We start from the raw sequence: 17290 nt of genomic DNA on the forward strand, positions 1-17290 counted from the left end.
GACACTTCCCCCGCAAGCGGGGGAAGGGCTAGAACGCCTCCATGACCGAAGCTCTCGACATCCACGGCGTCTGCGATCCGCGTTTCGCATCGGTGAAGGACGCCTTCGCCGCCAACTTCACCGATGCGCCCGAGGGGCTGAACGAGGTGGGGGCGCGGTTCTGCTTGATGATCGAGGGGGCGCCGGTCGTCGATCTGTGGGCGGGGCACGCCGATACGGCCAAGACGACGCCCTTCGCCGAGGACACCCTGACCCCGGTCTTCTCGACCGGCAAGGCGGTGATGGCCCTGTTGATGGCCACGGCGGTCGAAGCGGGCAAGGTGGCCTATGACGAGAAGGTCTCCCAGATCTGGCCCGCCTTCGGCCAGGCCGGCAAGGACAAGGTCACGGTCGCCCAGCTGATGAGCCACCAGTCGGGCCTGCCCGGCTTCTCGGAGCCGGTGGAGCCGTCGCTGTGGTTCGATCCGGCGGCGGTCAACGCCCGGCTGGCGGCCCAGGCGCCCATGTGGGAACCGGGAACGGCCTCGGGCTATCATCCGGTCACGGTCGGCTATCTGGCCAATGAGGTGTTCCGCCTGACGACGGGCCGGACCATGGGCCAGGCCCTGCGCGCAGACTTCGCCGATCTGGACCTGTGGATCGGCCTGCCGGAGGACCAGCACGGGCGGGTGGCCCAGATGCGCAAACCCTCGGCGGCGCCCAGCCTGGGGACCATCGACCCCATCAAACAGGCGGCCTTCCTGGACCGGGGCTCGGCGCCGGGCGGGCGCGGTTCGGCCGAATGGCGCAAGATGGAGATCCCCTCGGCCAATATGCACGCCACGGCGGCCGGCCTGGCGCGGATGCTGGGCGTCGTGGCCAATGACGGGATGCTGGACGGGCGGCGGCTGCTTTCGAAGGGCGTGCTGCGCGACCTGACGCGCGAGCGGATCCACGGTCAGGACAAGGTGCTGCCCTATGTGATCAGCTGGGCGGCGGGCCTGATGCGAAACGACGGGCTGAACGTCTTCGGGCCGGGCGAGTCCCTGGGCCACTACGGCTGGGGCGGATCCATGGCCATGGCCGATCCGTCGCGGCGCCTGTCGGCCGCCTATGTGATGACGCGCCAGTCGCCGCACCTGATCGGCGACCCGCGGCCCCGGCGCCTGCTGGAGGCCCTGTACGCCGCCGTCTAGACGGTTTCCGACAGGGCGACGGCGCGTCGGGCGGCGCGCGACCGCTGCGCGGCGCCCAGGGCGAAGACGCCCGCTCCGGCCCAGATGAAGCCGAAGGAGACGATCCGCAGCGGGGTCAGGGGCTCGCCCGCCCAGACGCCGCAGGCGAACTGCAGCGTCGGCGCCAGAAACTGGATGAAGCCGACGGTGGACAGGGGCAGACGCCGCGCCGACCAGGCGAACAGCACCAGAGGAATGACCGTCGCCGGTCCGTTGACCAGGGCCCAGGCCAGTCCGGCGGGCGAGGAAAAGCCCGTCGCCTGCCCATGGGCCGCCAGCCAGGCCAGGAACAGGGCGCCGAAGGGCAGCAACACCAGGCACTCGACAAACAGGCCGGTCTGGGCCGAGGCGGGCACGCGCTTTCTGATCACCGCATAGGCGCAGAAGGTGACGGCGAGCGTCAGTCCGATGATCGGCACATGGCCCAGGGCGACGGTCTGGACGGCCACCCCCACGGCGGCCAGGGCGATGGCGACGCCGCTCCAGCGGTCGATCTTCTCGCGGAACAGCAGGGCCCCTGCGGCCATGTTCAAGAGCGGGTTGATGTAATAGCCGAGGCTGGCCTCCAGCGTCGCATGATGGGTGGTGGCGAAGACATAGAGGCTCCAGTTGACCGCGATCATCGCCGCCGACAGGGCCAGCCAGCCGAAGACGCGCGGCGTCGCCAGCGCCTGTTTCGCCTCGTTCCACTGTCCCGCCAGCAGCAGGACCAGACCCGCCACGAAGACCGACCAGACCGCCCGGTGAGCCAGGATCTCGGGCGCGCTGAAGCCGTGGGCCGCCAGGGCCATGAACAGCAGGGGCAGAAGACCCCACAGGGTGTAGCAGGCGATGGCCGTGCCGACCGCGCGGGGATCGTTGGGGGAGGGGGAGGCGGTCATGGGGGAGCGCACGTGATTTTACTTTCGTCATCCTCCGGGCCGCGAAGCGGAACCGGGGGACCCAGCGGCGCGCGCGAGCGCGAACCTGTCGCAGAAGAGGTCTTTCGTACCCAGCGGCGGATGGATTTCGCCTTCGGCGCCGCTGGGTCCCCCGGTCTGCGCCGCGAAGACGCGGCTTGCCGGAGGATGACGAAAGCTAAGCGGAGCGGTTTAGACCGTGATCGAACGATACCCCGACGACGAGGTGATCACGCCCGTCTCGTCCAGCAGCTGGGCGATCTGGACGGCGTTCAGGGCCGCGCCCTTGCGCAGATTGTCGGACACCACCCAGAAGCTCAGGCCGTTTTCGACCGTCGAGTCCTTGCGGATGCGCGACACATAGACGGCGAACTCGCCGGCGGCGTCGACCGGGGTGATGTAGCCGTCATGCTCCTGCTTATCGACGACCAGCACGCCCGGCGCCTCGCGTAGGATGGCGCGGGCCTCGTCCGGTTCGATGGGGCGATCGAACTCGACCGTCACCGCTTCCGAATGGCCGACGAAGACCGGCACCCGCACGCAGGTGACCGTCAGCTTGATGTTCGGATCCAGCATCTTGTGGGTCTCGTCCCACATCTTCTGCTCTTCGTCGGTATAGCCGTCCTCGTTGAAGGCGCCGATGAAGGGGATGACGTTGAAGGCGATCTGTTTGGGGAACTTCTTGGGCGTGGCGTCGCCCAGGCCGTAGATGGCCTTGGTCTGGTTCCACAGCTCGTCCATGCCTTCCTTGCCGGCGCCGGACACCGACTGATAGGTCGAGACCACCACCCGCTTGATTTTGGCCGCGTCATGCAGGGGCTTCAGCGCCACGACCAGCTGGGCGGTCGAGCAGTTGGGGTTGGCGATGATGTTCTTCTTCTTGGCGTCCTTGACCGCGTCGGGGTTCACCTCGGGCACGATCAGCGGCACGTCCGGGTCCTTGCGGAAGGCCGAGGAGTTGTCGATCACGATGGGGCCGGCCTTGCCGATCCTTTCGGACCACTCCCGCGACACCGCGCCGCCGGCCGACATCAGGACGATGTCGACGGATGCGAAGTCGAACTGTTCGATGTCCTGGCATTTGACGGTCCGGTCGCCGAACGAGACCTCGACCCCCTTGGACTTGCGCGAGGCGATGGCGTGGATTTCATCGACGGGGAAGTTCAGCTCCTCGAGGATGTTCAGCATTTCGCGGCCCACATTGCCCGTGGCCCCGACGATCGCGACGCGATAACCCATGATGTTTGGTCCTTCGGACGCGCTGACGCTCGGCCTGCGGGGCCCTGCTGCTTCAGCGCGAAATAGAGGGGAGAAGCGTCCTGCATTTAGGCGTTCGCAGCCGCGAAGCAATCGCTTTTCGGCGGATGGGGCTTTAAGAACGCCGCCATGACCTCCCGCATCCGAAACGCCTACGACATCCGCGTGGACGAGGGCGTTCTGTCGCCCGATCCGGCCCAGGCCGAAGTCCTGCTCGCCCTGGAGCGGCTGGAGCGGGATCTGGCCCGGCGCGGCCTGTTCGGGCGGCCGCCTGAGGTGAAGGGGATCTACCTCTACGGCCCGCCGGGACGGGGCAAGTCCATGCTGATGGACCTCTTCTATTCGGCCACGCCCGAGCCGCGGAAAAAGCGCGCCCATTTCCACGCCTTCATGGCCCGGATCCACGACCTGGTGCGCCAGTGGCGCGAGGGGGACGCCAAGGCCCGAAAGGCCGTGTTTGGAACCCAGCACTCCCGCAAGGGGGGCGACGACCCCATCCCGCCCGTCGCCCGGCTGATCGCCTCGGAAGCCCGGCTGCTGTGTTTCGACGAGCTTCAGGTGACCGACATCGCCGACGCCATGATCCTGGGTCGGCTGTTCGAGGCCCTGTTCGAGGATCGGGTGGTGCTGGCCGTCACCTCGAACCGGGCGCCCGAGGACCTCTACAAGAACGGCATCAACCGCCAGCTCTTCACCCCCTTCATCGACATCATCCGCGACCGCTGCGAAGTGGTCCAGACGGCGGGCGCGCGCGACTGGCGGCTGGACCGGCTCAGCTCAGCCCAGGTCTGGCACACGCCGGACGACCGCGCCGGGTTCGAGGCCCTGTGGCGCGAGTTGAAGGGCGGGGAGCCGGAAGAGCCGGCGCACCTGACCGTCCTGGGTCGCGACGTCGTGGTGGAGCGGACCGTGGGGGCCATGGCGCGGGCGAGCTTTGCGGACCTGTGCGGCCGGCCGCTGGGGCCGCAGGACTATCTGGCGATCGCCGAGCGGTTCCACACCCTGTTCCTGGAGGATGTGCCGATCCTGGGGCCCGCCAACCACCATGAGGCGCGCCGTCTGGTGACCCTGGTGGACGCCCTCTATGAGGCCAAGACCAAGCTGATCGTCCTGGCCGCCGCCCGGCCCGAGGCCCTCTATACCGAAGGCGTTGGGGCGTTCGAGTTCGAACGCACCGTGTCGCGGTTCAACGAGATGCAGAGCAGGGACTGGCTGGCGCATGTGAGGGAGTAAGCGCAGACCCTCTCCCGCTTGCGGGAGAGGTGGCCCGGCGTCCGCGCAGCGGACCAGGGTCGGAGAGGGGAGTCTTGTTTCAACGAGAAGATTTCCCCCATCGTCAGGCGTGTCGCTGCGCGCCACGACCTGACACTTCCCCCGCAAGCGGAGGAAGGTCTGAGCATCCCAAAGAAAAGGGCCTGCGGATCGCTCCGCAGGCCCTTCGTCATTCGCTCTGTGTGATCGCTTAAGCCAGCGAGGAATCGATGTCCTTGCACGCCTGGATCAGGCCCTGGACCGAGGCGACCGACTTGGCCAGCATCGCCTTTTCGTCGTCATTGGTGGTGAACTCGACCACCTTCTCGACGCCTGCGGCGCCGATCAGGGCCGGGACGCCGACGTAGAGGTCGGACAGGCCGTATTCGCCCGACAGCCAGACGGCGCAGGGCAGGACGCGCTTTTCGTCCTTCAGATAGGACTTGGCCATGGCGATGGCCGATTCAGCCGGGGCGTAGAAGGCCGAACCGGTCTTCAAGAGGGCCACGATCTCGCCGCCGCCCTTGCGGGTGCGCTCGACGATGGCGTCCAGCTCGTCCTGCGACAGGAAGCCGGCCGCGACGGCGTCGGGCAGGGGCAGGCCGCCGACGGTCGAGTGGCGCACCATCGGCACCATGTCGTCGCCGTGGCCGCCCAGGGTCCAGGCGTGGATGTCCTGAACCGACACGCCGGTCTTTTCAGCCAGGAAGTAGGCGAAACGGGCCGAGTCGAGCACGCCGGCCATGCCGACGACCTTCTCCTTGGGGAGCCCTGAGAACTTCTGCAGCGCCCAGACCATGGCGTCGAGCGGGTTGGTGATGCAGATGACGAAGGCGTTGGGGGCGTGGGCCTTGATGCCTTCACCCACGGCCTTCATGACCTTCAGATTGATGCCGATCAGGTCGTCGCGGCTCATGCCCGGCTTGCGCGGCACGCCGGCGGTGACGATGCAGACGTCGGCGCCGGCGATGTCGGCATAGTCGTTGGCGCCCTTCAGGGCCACGTCCGAGCCGAAGACGGCGGTGGCTTCGGCGATGTCTAGCGCCTTGCCCTGGGGGGTGCCTTCGGCGATGTCGAACAGGATCACGTCGCCCAGCGCTTCGCGGGCGGCCACGTGGGCCAGGGTGCCGCCGATCATGCCGGCGCCGATAAGGGCGATCTTCGCGCGAGCCATGGATGTCTCCGGTTATTGCGTGTGCGAAAGGGGATTAATCATGCGGGCGGTCTAGACCCGCAAGGGCGGCGCTGCAAGGCTGGCCGACGTTCGATCAGGAGCCCCAATGACCGACTTTCGTCCAGACCCCGCCTTCGCCGCCGGCTCCATCGCCGCCGCCGAATGGCCGCTGTGTCATGTGCGGGTTCAGGACGACGCCCGCTTCCCCTGGCTGATCCTGATCCCGCGCGTCGAAGGCGCGGTGGAGCTGGAGGATCTGAGCGTCGAACAGCGGGCCGTGCTGATGGAGGAGACGGTGCGGGCGGGGGCGCTGGTGCGGCGACTGGGGGCGGTCGATAAGCTGAACGTCGGGGCCATCGGCAATGTCACGGCCCAGCTGCACGTCCATGTGGTGGGGCGCCGCCGCGACGACGGCCTGTGGCCCGATCCGGTCTGGGGACGGGGGGCGGCGGTTCCCTATGCGGATGATGAGCGGGCGCGGCTGTTGGATTTGATCGCGGGCGGGTGAGCCGCCGCGCGCCCTCAGATGATGTCCAGCGGCGTCTCCCGCGTCGGCGGGGGGAAGGCTTCGTCGAGACGGTGCAGGTCCTCGGCGTCGAACTGGATTTCCAGGGCGTCGGCGTTGGCCTCCACGTGCTCGACCGAGCTCGCCTTGGGAATGGCGATGACCCCGTCCTGGCGCAGGACGGCGGCGAGCGCCACCTGAGCCGGGTCGGCGTCGTGGCGGTCGGCGATGTCGCGGATCAGCGGATGTTCCAGCAGGCCGCCGCGGCCTAGGGGCGAATAGGCCATCATCGGCATGTCGCGCGCCTGCATCCAAGGCAACAGACCGAACTCCACCCCGCGCGAGCCCAGATGATAGAGCAGCTGATTGGCCGCGCAGTCCTCGCCTCCCTCGATCTCCATCAGCCGCTTCATGGCGCGCAGGTCCAGGTTGGACACGCCCCAGCGGACGATCATCCCTTCATCGACCAGTTCCTGGAAGGCGGCGACCGTCTCCTCCAGCGGGACGCGGCCCTCCCAGTGCAGCAGATAGAGGTCCAGACGGTCCGTCCCCAGCCGCTCCAGCGACTTTTCGCAGGCCAGCATCATCTTCAGTTCGGAGGCGTTCTCGGGCCGGACCTTGGACACCAGAAAGACCTCGTCGCGACGGCCGGCGATCACCTCGCCCACCAGCCGTTCGGAGCGGCCGTCGCCGTACAGTTCGGCCGTGTCGATCAGGGTCAGGCCCAGGTCGATCCCCCGCGCCAGGGCCTGCTGTTCGGCGTCGCGCCGGGCGGGATGGTCGCCGATCTCCCACGTGCCTTGGCCCAGGGCGGGAACGGTCGTACCGTCTGCAAAGGTGACGAGGCGGGTCATGTCGGTCCTGTTCCATTCGCGGCGAAAGGCCGCCTTGGCTTGGGTATGGAGAGGTTGAGATGCGTACCCGGCTTATCAAGACCGACGGCCTTGTCCAACAGGTGCTGGAGGCGGGATATGATCAGCCTAACGCGCCCCTGGTCCTGCTGATCCACGGCTTCCCCGAACTGGGCGTCAGCTGGCGCGCCCAGGTCGAGGCCCTGTCCCTGGCGGGATACCATGTCGCGGCCCCGGACATGCGCGGTTACGGCGGCACGGACAAGCCCCAGGGCGCCGCCGCCTTTTCGATCCTGCATCTGGTCGGGGACATGGTCGATCTGGTGCGGGCCCTGGGCGAACAGAGCGCCATTGTGGTGGGCCACGACTGGGGCGCGCCGGTCGCCTGGCACTGCGCCCTGCTGCGGCCCGATCTGTTCACGGCGGTGGCCGGCCTGTCCGTGCCCTTCCAGCCGCGCCGGCCCCAGGGACCGCCGACGACCGTCATGGCCGTCCTGTCCGAACGGGCCGGCATGGGCGACCTCTATATCAACCGGTTCCAGGCGGCCGACGCCCATCTGGCGCTGGAGGCCGATCCGGCGATGACGCTGAGGAAGCTGTTCTGGGCCTATGACGGCGCCACTCCGGCGTCGAAACGGGCCACCGGCTTCATGGCGCGGGGCGTCGGCCTGCTGGACAGTATCGATGACGGCGCCGACCTGCCGCCGTGGATGAGCCCGGCCCATTTCGCCGAATATGTGGAGGCCTTTTCGGCCGGCGGCTTTGACGCCCCGCTGAACTGGTACCGCGCCATCGACCTGAATTGGTCGCTGACGGCCTTTGCGCAGGAACAGCGAATCCTCCAGCCGGCCCTGTTCATCGTCGGCGAGAACGACCCGGTGCGCCACTACGCCGGATCGGCCGAGGCGGGGCTGAAGGACTGGGTTCCGAACCTGAGCCGGTCGGTGGTCGTGCCCGGCGCCGGTCACTGGATTCAGCAGGAGAAGGCCGAGGCGGTGAACGCCCTGCTGCTGGCCTTTCTGAAGGATCTGCCGGAGGCGGACGGGGGCCAGACGTAAGCCTGCGTTAACCTTGAAGCCGCAAGTCTGCCGTAAAGGTCGGGGACGGTGCCGCGAACCTCGGCGGACCCGCCGACCCGTCTTCTCGCCGTTCTCGGAGCCCCCATGCATCGCCGCCAAATGATCCTGTCCGGCCTGGCCACCGCCGCAGGGGCCTCGTCTCTGGGCGCCTGCGCCTCGGCGCCGGCCAATCCCAACTATCCGATCAGCTCCGACAATACGGCGCCCGCCTACACCTTCGACGAACTGGTCGCGGCCGGGTCCAAGGAGCTGGGCATCGCCGCCGAGGTGGTGGGCGGGGCGATCGAGCGGGTCTTCGCCGACCAGGGCGATCGCCCCACCGCCTATATCGCGGGTGAGGAAGGCTCCGGCGCCGTGGTCGTCGGCGCCCGCTACGGCCGCGGCGCCCTGCATATGAAGGACCTGTCGGCCTCTCAGGAAGTTTTCTGGCAAGGCGCCTCGGTGGGTTGGGACTGGGGCGGCAACGCCAGCCGCGTCTTCACCCTGGTCTATGGCCTGTATCATCCGGACATGATCTATCGCCGCTTTCCGGGCGTCGAAGGCTCGGCCTATCTGATCGCGGGCCTGGGCGTGAACTATCAGCGGGCCGACGGGATCACCCTGGCCCCCATCCGCACCGGCGTGGGCCTGCGCCTGGGCGCCAATGTCGGCACCATGAGCTACAGCCGCCAGCGCAATCTTCTGCCCTTCTGAACCGGTCGAGGCCGACCCTATTCCTGCGGAATGGGGTTGGTGCGGGGGTCGGGGCCGTTTGTGACGACGCGGTCGCGGTCGCCCAGATCCTTGACGATCTTGACGTCCGCAAAGCCTTCCGCCTCAAACAGGGCCTTGACCTGCGGGCCCTGGTCCCAGCCGATCTCGACCGCAAAGACGCCGCCGGGCTTCAGGATGCGCCGGATCTCGGGGGCCAGGTCGCGATAGGCCTGCAAGCCATCGGGGCCGCCGTCCAGGGCCAGATGCGGATCGTGGTCGCGCACCTCCGGGTCCAGGCCAGGGATATGGTCGGTGGGGATATAGGGCGGGTTGGACAGCACCAGGTCAAAGCTCGCGTCGCCGAAACCGGCCGCCCATTCCGTGCGCAGGAAGGTGGCGCGCTCGTTCAGATCCAGATTGGCGGCGTTCTCCTTGGCGACCGCCAGGGCCTCGGTGGAGATGTCGGTGCCCACCCCCTTGGCCGCCGTCCGCTCGGCCAGCAGGGCCAGCAGAATGGCGCCTGAACCCGTGCCCAGGTCGACGGCGGTGAAGGCTTCGTGCCGGGCGAAGGCCAGGAGGGCGACGTCCAACAGGGTCTCGGTGTCGGGCCGGGGGCTGAGGACGTCGGGGGTGACGTTCAGCATGATCTTCCAAAAACCTTTCTTGCCGACGATGCGCGAGACCGGCTCGCGGCGCAGGCGGCGGTCGATCATGGCCGTATAGGCGGCCTGCTGCTCGGGGGTGACGATCCGATAGGGGTCGGTCAGTATGTCGGTGCGGCTGGCGCCGGCGGCGGCCTCCAGCAACAGGCGGGCGTCGATGGCCGGGCTGTCGATGCGGCCGTCCTTCAGTCGGGCCTGGGCGGCCTTCCACACGGTCAACAGGGTCGCGGCGCCGTCGGCGGGCTTGGGGGAGAGGGGCTCGAGGGTCATGACGGCTGATTGGCCCTTCGCACAGGGGATTTCAAGCGCGACCGGGCGCCGTGGCCTGGGAACGCGGGGGGCGGCTTCGCCGTTCGCCTGCTGATGTTCAGGTTCAAATCTTCGCCGCAGCCCCGTCGCCGTCCCTGGTGGAGGTTCGTCGCCGCCGCCCTGGGCGGCCTGACCGCCGGGGCGGGCGCGGCCCATCTGCTCTACACCCAGGGGCACAAGGTGGGGGTGGAGCTGCGCCCCAAACGCCCCGAGCCCCTGCCGCCCAAGCCGCCAACGCCCGAAGACTATGAGGCCAGGGAGCCGGGCCGGGGCCGGCTGGCCAGACGGCCGGAACAGATTCCGCACAAGGGCTGGATCGACATACTGTGGCGGACGGGCGGCTCCTATTTCGGCGACCGGGTCGGTTTCGTCGCGGGGGGCGTGACCTTCTTCACCCTCTTGTCCCTGTTTCCGCTGCTGGGGAGTTTCGTCACCCTTTACGGCCTGTTCGCCGATCCGGCCGACGCCTGGAGCCGGCTGCAGTTCCTCTACGCCGTCATGCCCGACAGCATCGCCCAGTTCCTGGGCGGAGAGATGGAGCGGCTGGCCCGGAACTCCAGCGGCCAGCTGACCTTCACCCTGATCTGGACCCTGGCCCTCTCGCTGTGGACCGCCAACGGGGCGGTCAAGGTGCTGTTCTACGGGCTGAACGTCGCCTATCACGAGGTCGAGCGGCGCAACATCGTCCGCTATAATCTGCTGTGCATGGGCTTCACCATCGGGGCCATTCTGGCCCTGTTGCTGACCTCGGCCCTGGTCGTCGGGGCGCCGGTGGTGATCCGGCTGTTCGGCCTTCAGGAGGAATGGGGGCTCTTGGCCCTGTTGCGCTGGCCCCTGCTGCTGGTCGGCTATGTCGCGGCCCTGACCCTGATCTATCGGTTCGGCCCCTGTCGGCAGAAGGCGCGCTGGCGCTGGCTGACGCCGGGCGCCCTCTTCGCCGCCTTGCTCAGCCTGACCGTCTCCTTCCTCTTCAGCTGGTATCTGACCAACTTCGTCCGCACCGACTCCTACGGCCCCCTGGCGGCCATTATGGGCTTTCTGCTGTGGACCTGGCTGTCGGTGCAGGTGATCCTGATGGGGGCCGAGCTGAACGCCGAGATCGAGCACCAGACGGCCATGGACACCACGACCGGCAAGCCTCAGCCGATCGGGGACCGGGGCGCCAAGGTCGCCGATACGGTGGGGGCGCGACGGGGCAATCCGGCCGCCCTGGCTTTCACCCAGCGCCACGCCGAGGCCATGGCCGACCGGCTGACGCGCCGCCGCAGCCGCCGCGAGCGGGACGCCACCGCTACAGAATGAAGCGGCTCAGGTCGACGTCCTTGGTCAGCAGACTCAGCTTGTCGCGGACCGCCGCCCCGTCGAAGGCCACGGTCTGGCCCGCCAGGTCCGAGGCCTTGAAACTGGTCTCCTCCAGCACCCGCTCCAACACGGTCTGAAGCCGCCGGGCGCCGATGTTCTCCACCGCCGAATTGGCCGCCACCGCCGCATCGGCCAGGGCCTCGATCGCGTCCTCGGTGAAGGTCAGGGTCACGTCCTCGGTCGCCAGCAGGGCCTGGTTCTGGCGGATCAGATTGGCCTCGGGCTCGGTCAGGATCCGCTTGAAGTCGTCGCGCGTCAGGGCCTTCAGCTCGACCCGGATCGGCAGCCGGCCCTGAAGTTCGGGCAGCAGGTCCGACGGCTTGGCCACATGGAAGGCGCCCGAGGCGATGAACAGCACATGGTCCGTCTTCACCGGCCCGTATTTGGTCGAGACGGTGGTCCCCTCGATCAGGGGCAGGAGGTCGCGCTGCACCCCCTCGCGCGACACGTCGGCGCCGGAGGCCCCCTGGCGGGCGGCGACCTTGTCGATCTCGTCCAGGAAGACGATGCCCTCGTTCTCGGCCAGGATCAGGGCCTCCTTGGTCAGGCTGTCCTGATCCAAGAGCTTGTCGCCCTCCTCGGCGATCAGGGGGGCGGTGGCGTCGCGCACCGTCAGCTTGACCGTCTTGGTCCGGCCGCCGCCCATCTTGCCCAGCATCTCCGAAAGGTTCAGCAGGCCCACGGCCCCGCCGCCGGGGATGTCCAGCCCCTGGATCGGCGAGGCGGTGTCGGCCAAGGCGATCTCGATCTCCTTGTCGTCCAGCTCGCCGGCCCGCAGCTTCTTCCTGAAGCTGTCGCGCGTCGCAGGCCCGGCGCCGGGCCCGACCAGGGCGTCCAGAATCCGGTCCTCGGCCGCCCCCTCGGCGCGCGCCCGCACCTCGCCGCGCCGCCGCTCGCGCACCATGACCAGGGCGCTCTCGACCAGGTCGCGCATAATCTGATCGACGTCGCGACCGACATAGCCGACCTCGGTGAACTTGGTCGCCTCGACCTTCAGAAAGGGCGAACCCGCCAGCCGCGCCAGCCGCCGGGCGATCTCGGTCTTGCCCACGCCGGTCGGGCCGATCATCAGAATATTCTTGGGCGTCACCTCGTCGCGCAGGTCCTCCGGGACCCGCTTGCGACGCCAGCGGTTGCGCAGGGCCACGGCCACGGCGCGCTTGGCGTCGTCCTGGCCGACGATATAGCGATCCAGTTCGGAGACGATTTCGCGGGGAGAAAGGTCAGTCATGGCGCTCACATAGGAGGCCGAGAACCGTTGCGGGAGAGGGCAGGGCGTCGCGGCTCTGTTTCGCTAGACCGCCAGCCTCAACGCCAGGGCGGTCAGGGTGACGGCGAGGACGGGGAGGGTCAGGATCAGGCCGATCTTGATGTAATAGACCCAGCCGATGCGGACCCCCTTTCGGGCCAGGACGTGCAGCCACAGCAGGGTGGCCAGGGAGCCGATGGGGGTCATCTTGGGGCCCAGGTCGCTGCCGATGACATTGGCGTAGATCATGGCCTCCCGCACCGGGCCGGTCGCCGAGGAGGCGTCGATGGACAGGGCGGCGATCAGGACCGTGGGCAGGTTGTTGGCGACGGCCGACAGGGCGGCGGTCAGGAAGCCGGTTCCGAAGGTCGCCCCCCAGACGCCGCCTTCGGCGAACCCGTCCATCAACTGGGCCAGATGGCGCGTCAGCCCGGCGTTCCCCAGTCCATAGACCACCAGATACATGCCCAGCGAGAAGATCACGACCTGCCACGGCGCCTCGCGCAGGACCTTGGTCGTGCTGATCTTCGAGCCGCGCCCGGCGACGATCAGCAGCACGACGGCGCCGGCGGCGGCGATGGCCGAGACGGGAAGGCCTCGGGGCTCCAGAACGAAGAAGCCCAGCAGCAGCAGACCCAGCACCAGCCAGCCGGCGATGAAGGTCGCCCGGTCCTTGATGGCGGTCTCGGGCCGTGGCAGGCGGTCCACCTCATAGGCCTTGGGGATGTCGCGCCCGAAGACGGCGAACAGGACGGCCAGGGTGGCGGCGACCGAGGCCAGGTTCACCGGAACCATGACCGCCGCATAGCGATCAAAGCCGATGTCGAAGAAGTCGGCCGAGACGATATTGACCAGGTTGGACACCACCAGCGGCAGGCTGGCCGTGTCGGCGATGAAGCCCGCCGCCATGACGAAGGCCAGGGTCGCCTTGGGCCCATAGCCCAGGGCCAGCAGCATGGCGATGACGATGGGCGTCAGGATCAGGGCCGCCCCGTCATTGGCGAACAGGGCCGAGACCGCCGCGCCCAGCAGGACCACCAGGCCGAACAGCCGCCGCCCATGGCCCCCGCCCCAGCGGCCGATATGAAGGGCCGCCCATTCGAAGAAGCCGGCCTCGTCCAGCAACAGGCTGATGACGATGATGGCGACGAAGGCCGCCGTCGCATTCCAGACGATGCCCCAGACCACGGGAATGTCGTTCAGGGCCACCACCCCCAGCAGCAGGGCCGCCGCCGCCCCGCCCAGGGCGCTCCAGCCGATCTGCAGGCCCTTCGGCTGCCACAGCACCAGGACGATGGTGACGGCGAAGATCAGAAGGGCGACGATCATGGGGCGGATCCTAGCGCGGACCGGCGTCCGCAGCGAACCTGTAGCTTGCGCCGCGTCATATTTCTAGTATCTTGGAATAATGGAATTCGAACCCGCCATTCTCGCCCTCGCGGCCCTGGCCCAGCCCACGCGGCTGGAGGCCTTTCGCCTGCTGGTTCGCAGCGCGCCGGAGGGGCTGGCGGCCGGCGCGGTGGCGGATCGGCTGGCGGTGCCGGCCAATACGATGTCGGCCCATCTGGGCGTGCTGTCGCGGGCGGGGCTGATCCGCGCCCAGAGACGCAGCCGCTCGATCGTCTATCGCGCCGATCTGGATCGGCTGGGCGACCTGGTGCTGTTCCTGCTGAAGGACTGCTGCCAGGGCCGCGCCGAACTTTGCCAACCCCTGCTGGCCGAACTGGCCCCCTGCTGCGACTGAGGCCCCTATGGACATCGTCATCTATCACAATCCCGCCTGCGGGACGTCCCGCAACACCCTGGCCCTGATCCGCCACGTCGGGATCGAGCCCCATGTGGTCGAATATCTGAAGACCCCGCCCAGCCGGGCCCTGGTGGCGCAGATGGTCGAGCGGATGGGCGGATCGGTGCGCGACATCCTGCGCGAGAAGGGCACCCCCTATGCCGAACTGGGCCTGGGCGACCCCGGCCTGTCGGACGATCAGCTGCTGGAGGCGATCGTGGCCCATCCGATCCTGATGAACCGGCCGATCGTGGTCTCGCCCCGCGGCGTGAAACTGTGCCGGCCGTCCGAGGCGGTGCTGGACCTGCTGCCCCAGGAGGGGCTGAAACCCTTCGTCAAGGCGGACGGCGAGGTGGTGATCGACGCCGACGGCCGCCGGGTCGGCGGATAGCAAAAAGACGTCCCCCGGACCGGAGGACGTCTCAATGCGCCAGACGTCGTCGCCGGTTCAGGCGGCCTTGCCGGCCTTCTTGGCGGCCAGCTTGTCCTGGTGGGCCTTCATGCCGGCCGAGATCAGTTCGGCGGCCTCGCCGGCGTCGCCCCAGCCCTTGACCGTGACCGACTTGCCCTTCTCCAGGTCCTTGTAGCGGGTGAAGAAGTGTTCGATCTGTTCGATCAGGATGGCCGGCAGCTGACGATAGCTGGCGATCTCGGTGTAATAGGGGTTCAGCTTGTCGACCGGCACGGCCAGGATCTTCTCGTCGCCGCCGGCCTCGTCCACCATCTTCAGCACGCCGATCGGGCGCGAGCGGATGACGCAGCCCGGCACCACCGGCGTCGGGTTCAGCACGATCACGTCGCAGGGGTCGCCGTCGTCCGACAGGGTATGGGGAACGAAGCCGTAGTTGCCGGGATAGTACATGGCCGTGTGCAGGAAGCGGTCGACGAACAGGGCGCCGGACTCCTTGTCCATCTCATACTTCACCGGCAGACCGCCTTGCGGGATCTCGATGATGACATTGATGTCCCAGGGAGCGTTCGGGCCGACCGGAATGGCGTCGAGGTTCATGGCGGGTCTTTGCTGCGACTGCGAAAATCTTGAAAGCGAGGGGTGATAGGACGGGCGGGCCGCCTGGGCAAGGGCGACGTGCGTTCAGACCCTTGCGCCCGGCGTCGGAGCGGGTTCACTAGGCGCCATGACCTGGATCGACTGGACCGCCCTGACCCTCTTTTTCGTCTGCTGGCTGGGCTATGGGCCGATCCTGAGATTCATCGCCCGGCACGGCGGCGCCCTGAACGAGGACATGGTCCATGTCCGCAATCGGTGGATGGCGGCCATGACCCACCGCGAGATCCGGCTGGTGGACAGCCAGCTGATGGGCCATTCGATCAATTCGGCCTCGTTTTTCGCCTCGACCAATCTGCTGCTGATCGCGGCGGTGGGGGGGATTCTGTTCGGCGGGGAGAGCAAGCTGGAAGGCTTCGCCGCCGTGGGGGCCGAAAACGTGCCGATCCGCATTCTGGAGGCCAAGCTGGCCCTGGTGCTGATGTGCCTGGCGCGCGGCTTTTTGGACTTCATCTGGGCCCTGCGTCAGATGAACTACGCCCTGGCCCTGATCGGGGCGGCGCCCGAGATCCAGTCCGAAACGGACCGCAAGGCCTATGGCCAGGCGGCGGGGGAGTTGCTGAACCCCGCGCTCAGCGCCTTCAGCCAGGGGGTTAGGGGCTATTATTTCGCCCTGGCGGCGGCGGCCTGGCTGTTCGGCCCGATGTGGCTGGCCCTGGGCGTGGCTTCGGCCTTCGGCCTTCTGATCTATCGCCAGGAGGCGTCGCCGGCCGCGCGCGCCATTCGCAACGCCCGCCGTCTGCTGGGAGAAGGCTGATCATTGTGCAGGCGCACAACGGGCTTCCTGCGCGGTGTGGCGCCTATGAGGCGAATTAGGACCGTAACCGCCGTAATTGCGTAACATCCTGTGACCGTCAGGACGCGCAGAGCCCTTGACCGTTTGTGCGTTGCAACCTAAGTTCTCCTCTGACGCCTCCGGGCGTCTTGCCCTTCCTGGGCGTTTCCTCCCTATAGACTTTCATGCCGCGCCTCCGGGCGCGGCTTTTTTTTTGGCTGGTCGCCGATAAGTCGCGCCGGCCTAAACGCCCCAGGGCTCAGAGCACAGGTCGGCGATCACGCGGGTCAGGGCCTTGCGCGTCTTCTCATAGGCGGCGTTGGGCGCCTGGCGGCCCTCGTCCAGATACAGACGGCGGTTCAGTTCGATCTGGACGGCGTGAAACCCCTCCTGCGGCCGGCCCCAGACCTGGGTGGACCAGCCCCCGGCGTAGGGGTGGTTCAGGCCCACCCGCCAGCCCAGCCCCTGGAACAGGTCGCGCAGCCGCCGCGTCAGCCGCGGATCGCAGGCGGCGCCGTGTCGGTCGCCCAGCACCACCTCCACGCCTGCGGCCCGCGCCGGCATCGAATGCCAGTCGATCAGCAGGGCGTGCCCCTGGCGGGCCTGGGTCTGACGCATCAGGCCCTCCAGCGCCTGATGATAGGGCCGGTGGACCGCCGCGATCCGGGCCTCCGCCTCGGCCCTCGACAGGCGCCGGTCATAAAGCGGCAGGCCGTCGCCGCTGCGGCGGGGGATGACGCCGTATCCGGCTCGGGTCTTGGCCCCGACCGCACCGTCAGCCCCTTCGATCAGTTCGGGGTCCAGTTCGGCGGGGTCGCGGTTCAGATCCACATAGGCGCGACCGATCCGGCCCTCGATCAGCGGCGCGCCGCGCGCCGGCCCGGCCTGCACCAGGGCGTTGACCCGGGCGTCCTCCGCGCTCTTCAGACTGGCGTCCGCCAGGCCGGGGGCGGGCGCCATGTCCGCCGGATAGAGGTCGCCGGAATGGGGTGAGGCGAAGACCAGGGCCGTCTGGGGCGCGTCCGCAGGCGGCGTCGTGATCGCGAAATTGGCGCCGGCCGGGGTCATGTCCACCGCATAGCGCGTTTCGCTGTGGAAGGAAGTCGTGCGACCGGCGAATTTCATCGCCGGTTTACCGTTGTGAGCCTAGCGTCGCTC

At 68.2% G+C, this 17290-nt stretch carries 18 protein-coding genes; 9 read left to right on the top strand and 9 right to left on the bottom strand.

All coding sequences use genetic code 11. The features are described from left to right. Nucleotides 1-41: 41 nt before the first annotated feature. Nucleotides 42-1175, top strand: a complete 1134-nt coding sequence (locus ACZ5M6_RS04405) for a serine hydrolase domain-containing protein (protein WP_464159768.1) — start codon at nt 42-44, stop codon at nt 1173-1175. On the opposite strand, the gene rarD is transcribed toward ACZ5M6_RS04405, so the two are convergent. Beyond that, entirely contained in the window at nt 1172-2095 is a 924-nt protein-coding gene (gene rarD / locus ACZ5M6_RS04410) for an EamA family transporter RarD (protein WP_054766818.1), read from the bottom strand. The genes ACZ5M6_RS04405 and rarD overlap by 4 nt on opposite strands. 210 nt (nt 2096-2305) lie before the next feature. Beyond that, on the bottom strand, nt 2306-3352 hold the full coding sequence (locus tag ACZ5M6_RS04415) for an aspartate-semialdehyde dehydrogenase (RefSeq protein ID WP_464159769.1): 1047 nt from the start codon (nt 3350-3352) through the stop codon (nt 2306-2308). A gap of 147 nt (nt 3353-3499) precedes the next feature. Between ACZ5M6_RS04415 and zapE the strand changes: the two genes are divergently transcribed. Then, on the top strand, nt 3500-4603 hold the full coding sequence (zapE, locus tag ACZ5M6_RS04420; protein ID WP_464159770.1) for a cell division protein ZapE: 1104 nt from the start codon (nt 3500-3502) through the stop codon (nt 4601-4603). 229 nt (nt 4604-4832) lie between these two features. Here the strand turns inward: zapE and mdh are convergent, their stop codons facing one another. Beyond that, nucleotides 4833-5795: a malate dehydrogenase gene (mdh, locus tag ACZ5M6_RS04425; protein ID WP_333896956.1), complete on the bottom strand. Its 963-nt coding sequence runs from the start codon at nt 5793-5795 to the stop codon at nt 4833-4835. Nucleotides 5796-5901: 106 nt separating this feature from the next. Between mdh and ACZ5M6_RS04430 the strand changes: the two genes are divergently transcribed. Continuing rightward, nucleotides 5902-6303: an HIT domain-containing protein gene (locus ACZ5M6_RS04430; RefSeq protein ID WP_464159771.1), complete on the top strand. Its 402-nt coding sequence runs from the start codon at nt 5902-5904 to the stop codon at nt 6301-6303. A 14-nt stretch (nt 6304-6317) separates the two neighbouring features. Here ACZ5M6_RS04430 and ACZ5M6_RS04435 read toward each other — a convergent pair whose 3' ends face one another. Beyond that, on the bottom strand, nt 6318-7154 hold the full coding sequence (locus tag ACZ5M6_RS04435; protein WP_464159772.1) for an aldo/keto reductase: 837 nt from the start codon (nt 7152-7154) through the stop codon (nt 6318-6320). A gap of 59 nt (nt 7155-7213) precedes the next feature. Between ACZ5M6_RS04435 and ACZ5M6_RS04440 the strand changes: the two genes are divergently transcribed. Continuing rightward, nucleotides 7214-8209 (top strand): alpha/beta fold hydrolase, encoded by a 996-nt coding sequence (locus tag ACZ5M6_RS04440; protein WP_464159773.1) that lies wholly within the window; start codon nt 7214-7216, stop codon nt 8207-8209. Nucleotides 8210-8314: 105 nt separating this feature from the next. Then, nucleotides 8315-8923 (top strand): DUF1134 domain-containing protein, encoded by a 609-nt coding sequence (locus ACZ5M6_RS04445; RefSeq protein ID WP_464159774.1) that lies wholly within the window; start codon nt 8315-8317, stop codon nt 8921-8923. Between the two features lie 17 nt (nt 8924-8940). Here ACZ5M6_RS04445 and prmC read toward each other — a convergent pair whose 3' ends face one another. Beyond that, on the bottom strand, nt 8941-9855 hold the full coding sequence (gene prmC, locus ACZ5M6_RS04450) for a peptide chain release factor N(5)-glutamine methyltransferase (RefSeq protein WP_054764650.1): 915 nt from the start codon (nt 9853-9855) through the stop codon (nt 8941-8943). A gap of 9 nt (nt 9856-9864) precedes the next feature. Here prmC and ACZ5M6_RS04455 point away from each other — a divergent pair, with 9 nt between their 5' ends. Next, nucleotides 9865-11196, top strand: coding sequence for a YihY/virulence factor BrkB family protein (locus tag ACZ5M6_RS04455; protein WP_464159775.1), 1332 nt, complete (start codon nt 9865-9867; stop codon nt 11194-11196). Here the strand turns inward: ACZ5M6_RS04455 and hslU are convergent. Continuing rightward, nucleotides 11186-12487 carry an ATP-dependent protease ATPase subunit HslU gene (hslU, locus tag ACZ5M6_RS04460; RefSeq protein ID WP_464159776.1) on the bottom strand — a complete coding sequence of 434 codons (1302 nt, stop codon included), beginning with the start codon at nt 12485-12487 and terminating at the stop codon, nt 11186-11188. The genes ACZ5M6_RS04455 and hslU overlap by 11 nt on opposite strands. Nucleotides 12488-12550: 63 nt before the next feature. Beyond that, the gene (locus ACZ5M6_RS04465; protein WP_464159777.1) at nt 12551-13834 is read right to left on the bottom strand and encodes an arsenic transporter; all 1284 of its coding nucleotides are present in this window, start codon (nt 13832-13834) and stop codon (nt 12551-12553) included. 79 nt (nt 13835-13913) lie between these two features. Here ACZ5M6_RS04465 and ACZ5M6_RS04470 point away from each other — a divergent pair, with 79 nt between their 5' ends. Further along, nucleotides 13914-14249 carry an ArsR/SmtB family transcription factor gene (locus ACZ5M6_RS04470; protein ID WP_201463632.1) on the top strand — a complete coding sequence of 112 codons (336 nt, stop codon included), beginning with the start codon at nt 13914-13916 and terminating at the stop codon, nt 14247-14249. Between the two features lie 7 nt (nt 14250-14256). Beyond that, entirely contained in the window at nt 14257-14682 is a 426-nt protein-coding gene (gene arsC, locus ACZ5M6_RS04475) for an arsenate reductase (glutaredoxin) (RefSeq protein WP_464159778.1), read from the top strand. Nucleotides 14683-14739: 57 nt separating this feature from the next. On the opposite strand, the gene ppa is transcribed toward arsC, so the two are convergent. Next, complete coding sequence (ppa, locus tag ACZ5M6_RS04480; RefSeq protein ID WP_054764655.1) at nt 14740-15300, bottom strand: inorganic diphosphatase; 561 nt, start codon at nt 15298-15300, stop codon at nt 14740-14742. A 127-nt stretch (nt 15301-15427) separates the two neighbouring features. Here ppa and ACZ5M6_RS04485 point away from each other — a divergent pair, with 127 nt between their 5' ends. Next, entirely contained in the window at nt 15428-16114 is a 687-nt protein-coding gene (locus tag ACZ5M6_RS04485) for a DUF599 domain-containing protein (protein WP_054764656.1), read from the top strand. 261 nt (nt 16115-16375) lie between these two features. Here the strand turns inward: ACZ5M6_RS04485 and ACZ5M6_RS04490 are convergent, their stop codons facing one another. Next, a complete protein-coding gene (locus tag ACZ5M6_RS04490) occupies nt 16376-17257 on the bottom strand; it encodes an N-formylglutamate amidohydrolase (RefSeq protein WP_191554950.1) in 882 nt (293 codons plus the stop codon). Nucleotides 17258-17290: the final 33 nt, after the last annotated feature.

The sequence above is a fragment of the Brevundimonas sp. Br13 genome (assembly GCF_055391505.1).

Excerpts from the sequence above, each read along its gene's own strand:
- ACZ5M6_RS04405 (WP_464159768.1), top strand. The coding sequence starts at position 42 with ATGACCGAAGCTCTCGACATCCACGGCGTCTGCGATCCGCGTTTCGCA.
- rarD (WP_054766818.1), bottom strand. The coding sequence starts at position 2,095 with ATGACCGCCTCCCCCTCCCCCAACGATCCCCGCGCGGTCGGCACGGCC.
- ACZ5M6_RS04415 (WP_464159769.1), bottom strand. The coding sequence starts at position 3,352 with ATGGGTTATCGCGTCGCGATCGTCGGGGCCACGGGCAATGTGGGCCGC.
- zapE (WP_464159770.1), top strand. The coding sequence starts at position 3,500 with ATGACCTCCCGCATCCGAAACGCCTACGACATCCGCGTGGACGAGGGC.
- mdh (WP_333896956.1), bottom strand. The coding sequence starts at position 5,795 with ATGGCTCGCGCGAAGATCGCCCTTATCGGCGCCGGCATGATCGGCGGC.
- ACZ5M6_RS04430 (WP_464159771.1), top strand. The coding sequence starts at position 5,902 with ATGACCGACTTTCGTCCAGACCCCGCCTTCGCCGCCGGCTCCATCGCC.
- ACZ5M6_RS04435 (WP_464159772.1), bottom strand. The coding sequence starts at position 7,154 with ATGACCCGCCTCGTCACCTTTGCAGACGGTACGACCGTTCCCGCCCTG.
- ACZ5M6_RS04440 (WP_464159773.1), top strand. The coding sequence starts at position 7,214 with ATGCGTACCCGGCTTATCAAGACCGACGGCCTTGTCCAACAGGTGCTG.
- ACZ5M6_RS04445 (WP_464159774.1), top strand. The coding sequence starts at position 8,315 with ATGCATCGCCGCCAAATGATCCTGTCCGGCCTGGCCACCGCCGCAGGG.
- prmC (WP_054764650.1), bottom strand. The coding sequence starts at position 9,855 with ATGACCCTCGAGCCCCTCTCCCCCAAGCCCGCCGACGGCGCCGCGACC.
- hslU (WP_464159776.1), bottom strand. The coding sequence starts at position 12,487 with ATGACTGACCTTTCTCCCCGCGAAATCGTCTCCGAACTGGATCGCTAT.
- ACZ5M6_RS04465 (WP_464159777.1), bottom strand. The coding sequence starts at position 13,834 with ATGATCGTCGCCCTTCTGATCTTCGCCGTCACCATCGTCCTGGTGCTG.
- ACZ5M6_RS04470 (WP_201463632.1), top strand. The coding sequence starts at position 13,914 with ATGGAATTCGAACCCGCCATTCTCGCCCTCGCGGCCCTGGCCCAGCCC.
- arsC (WP_464159778.1), top strand. The coding sequence starts at position 14,257 with ATGGACATCGTCATCTATCACAATCCCGCCTGCGGGACGTCCCGCAAC.
- ppa (WP_054764655.1), bottom strand. The coding sequence starts at position 15,300 with ATGAACCTCGACGCCATTCCGGTCGGCCCGAACGCTCCCTGGGACATC.
- ACZ5M6_RS04485 (WP_054764656.1), top strand. The coding sequence starts at position 15,428 with ATGACCTGGATCGACTGGACCGCCCTGACCCTCTTTTTCGTCTGCTGG.
- ACZ5M6_RS04490 (WP_191554950.1), bottom strand. The coding sequence starts at position 17,257 with ATGAAATTCGCCGGTCGCACGACTTCCTTCCACAGCGAAACGCGCTAT.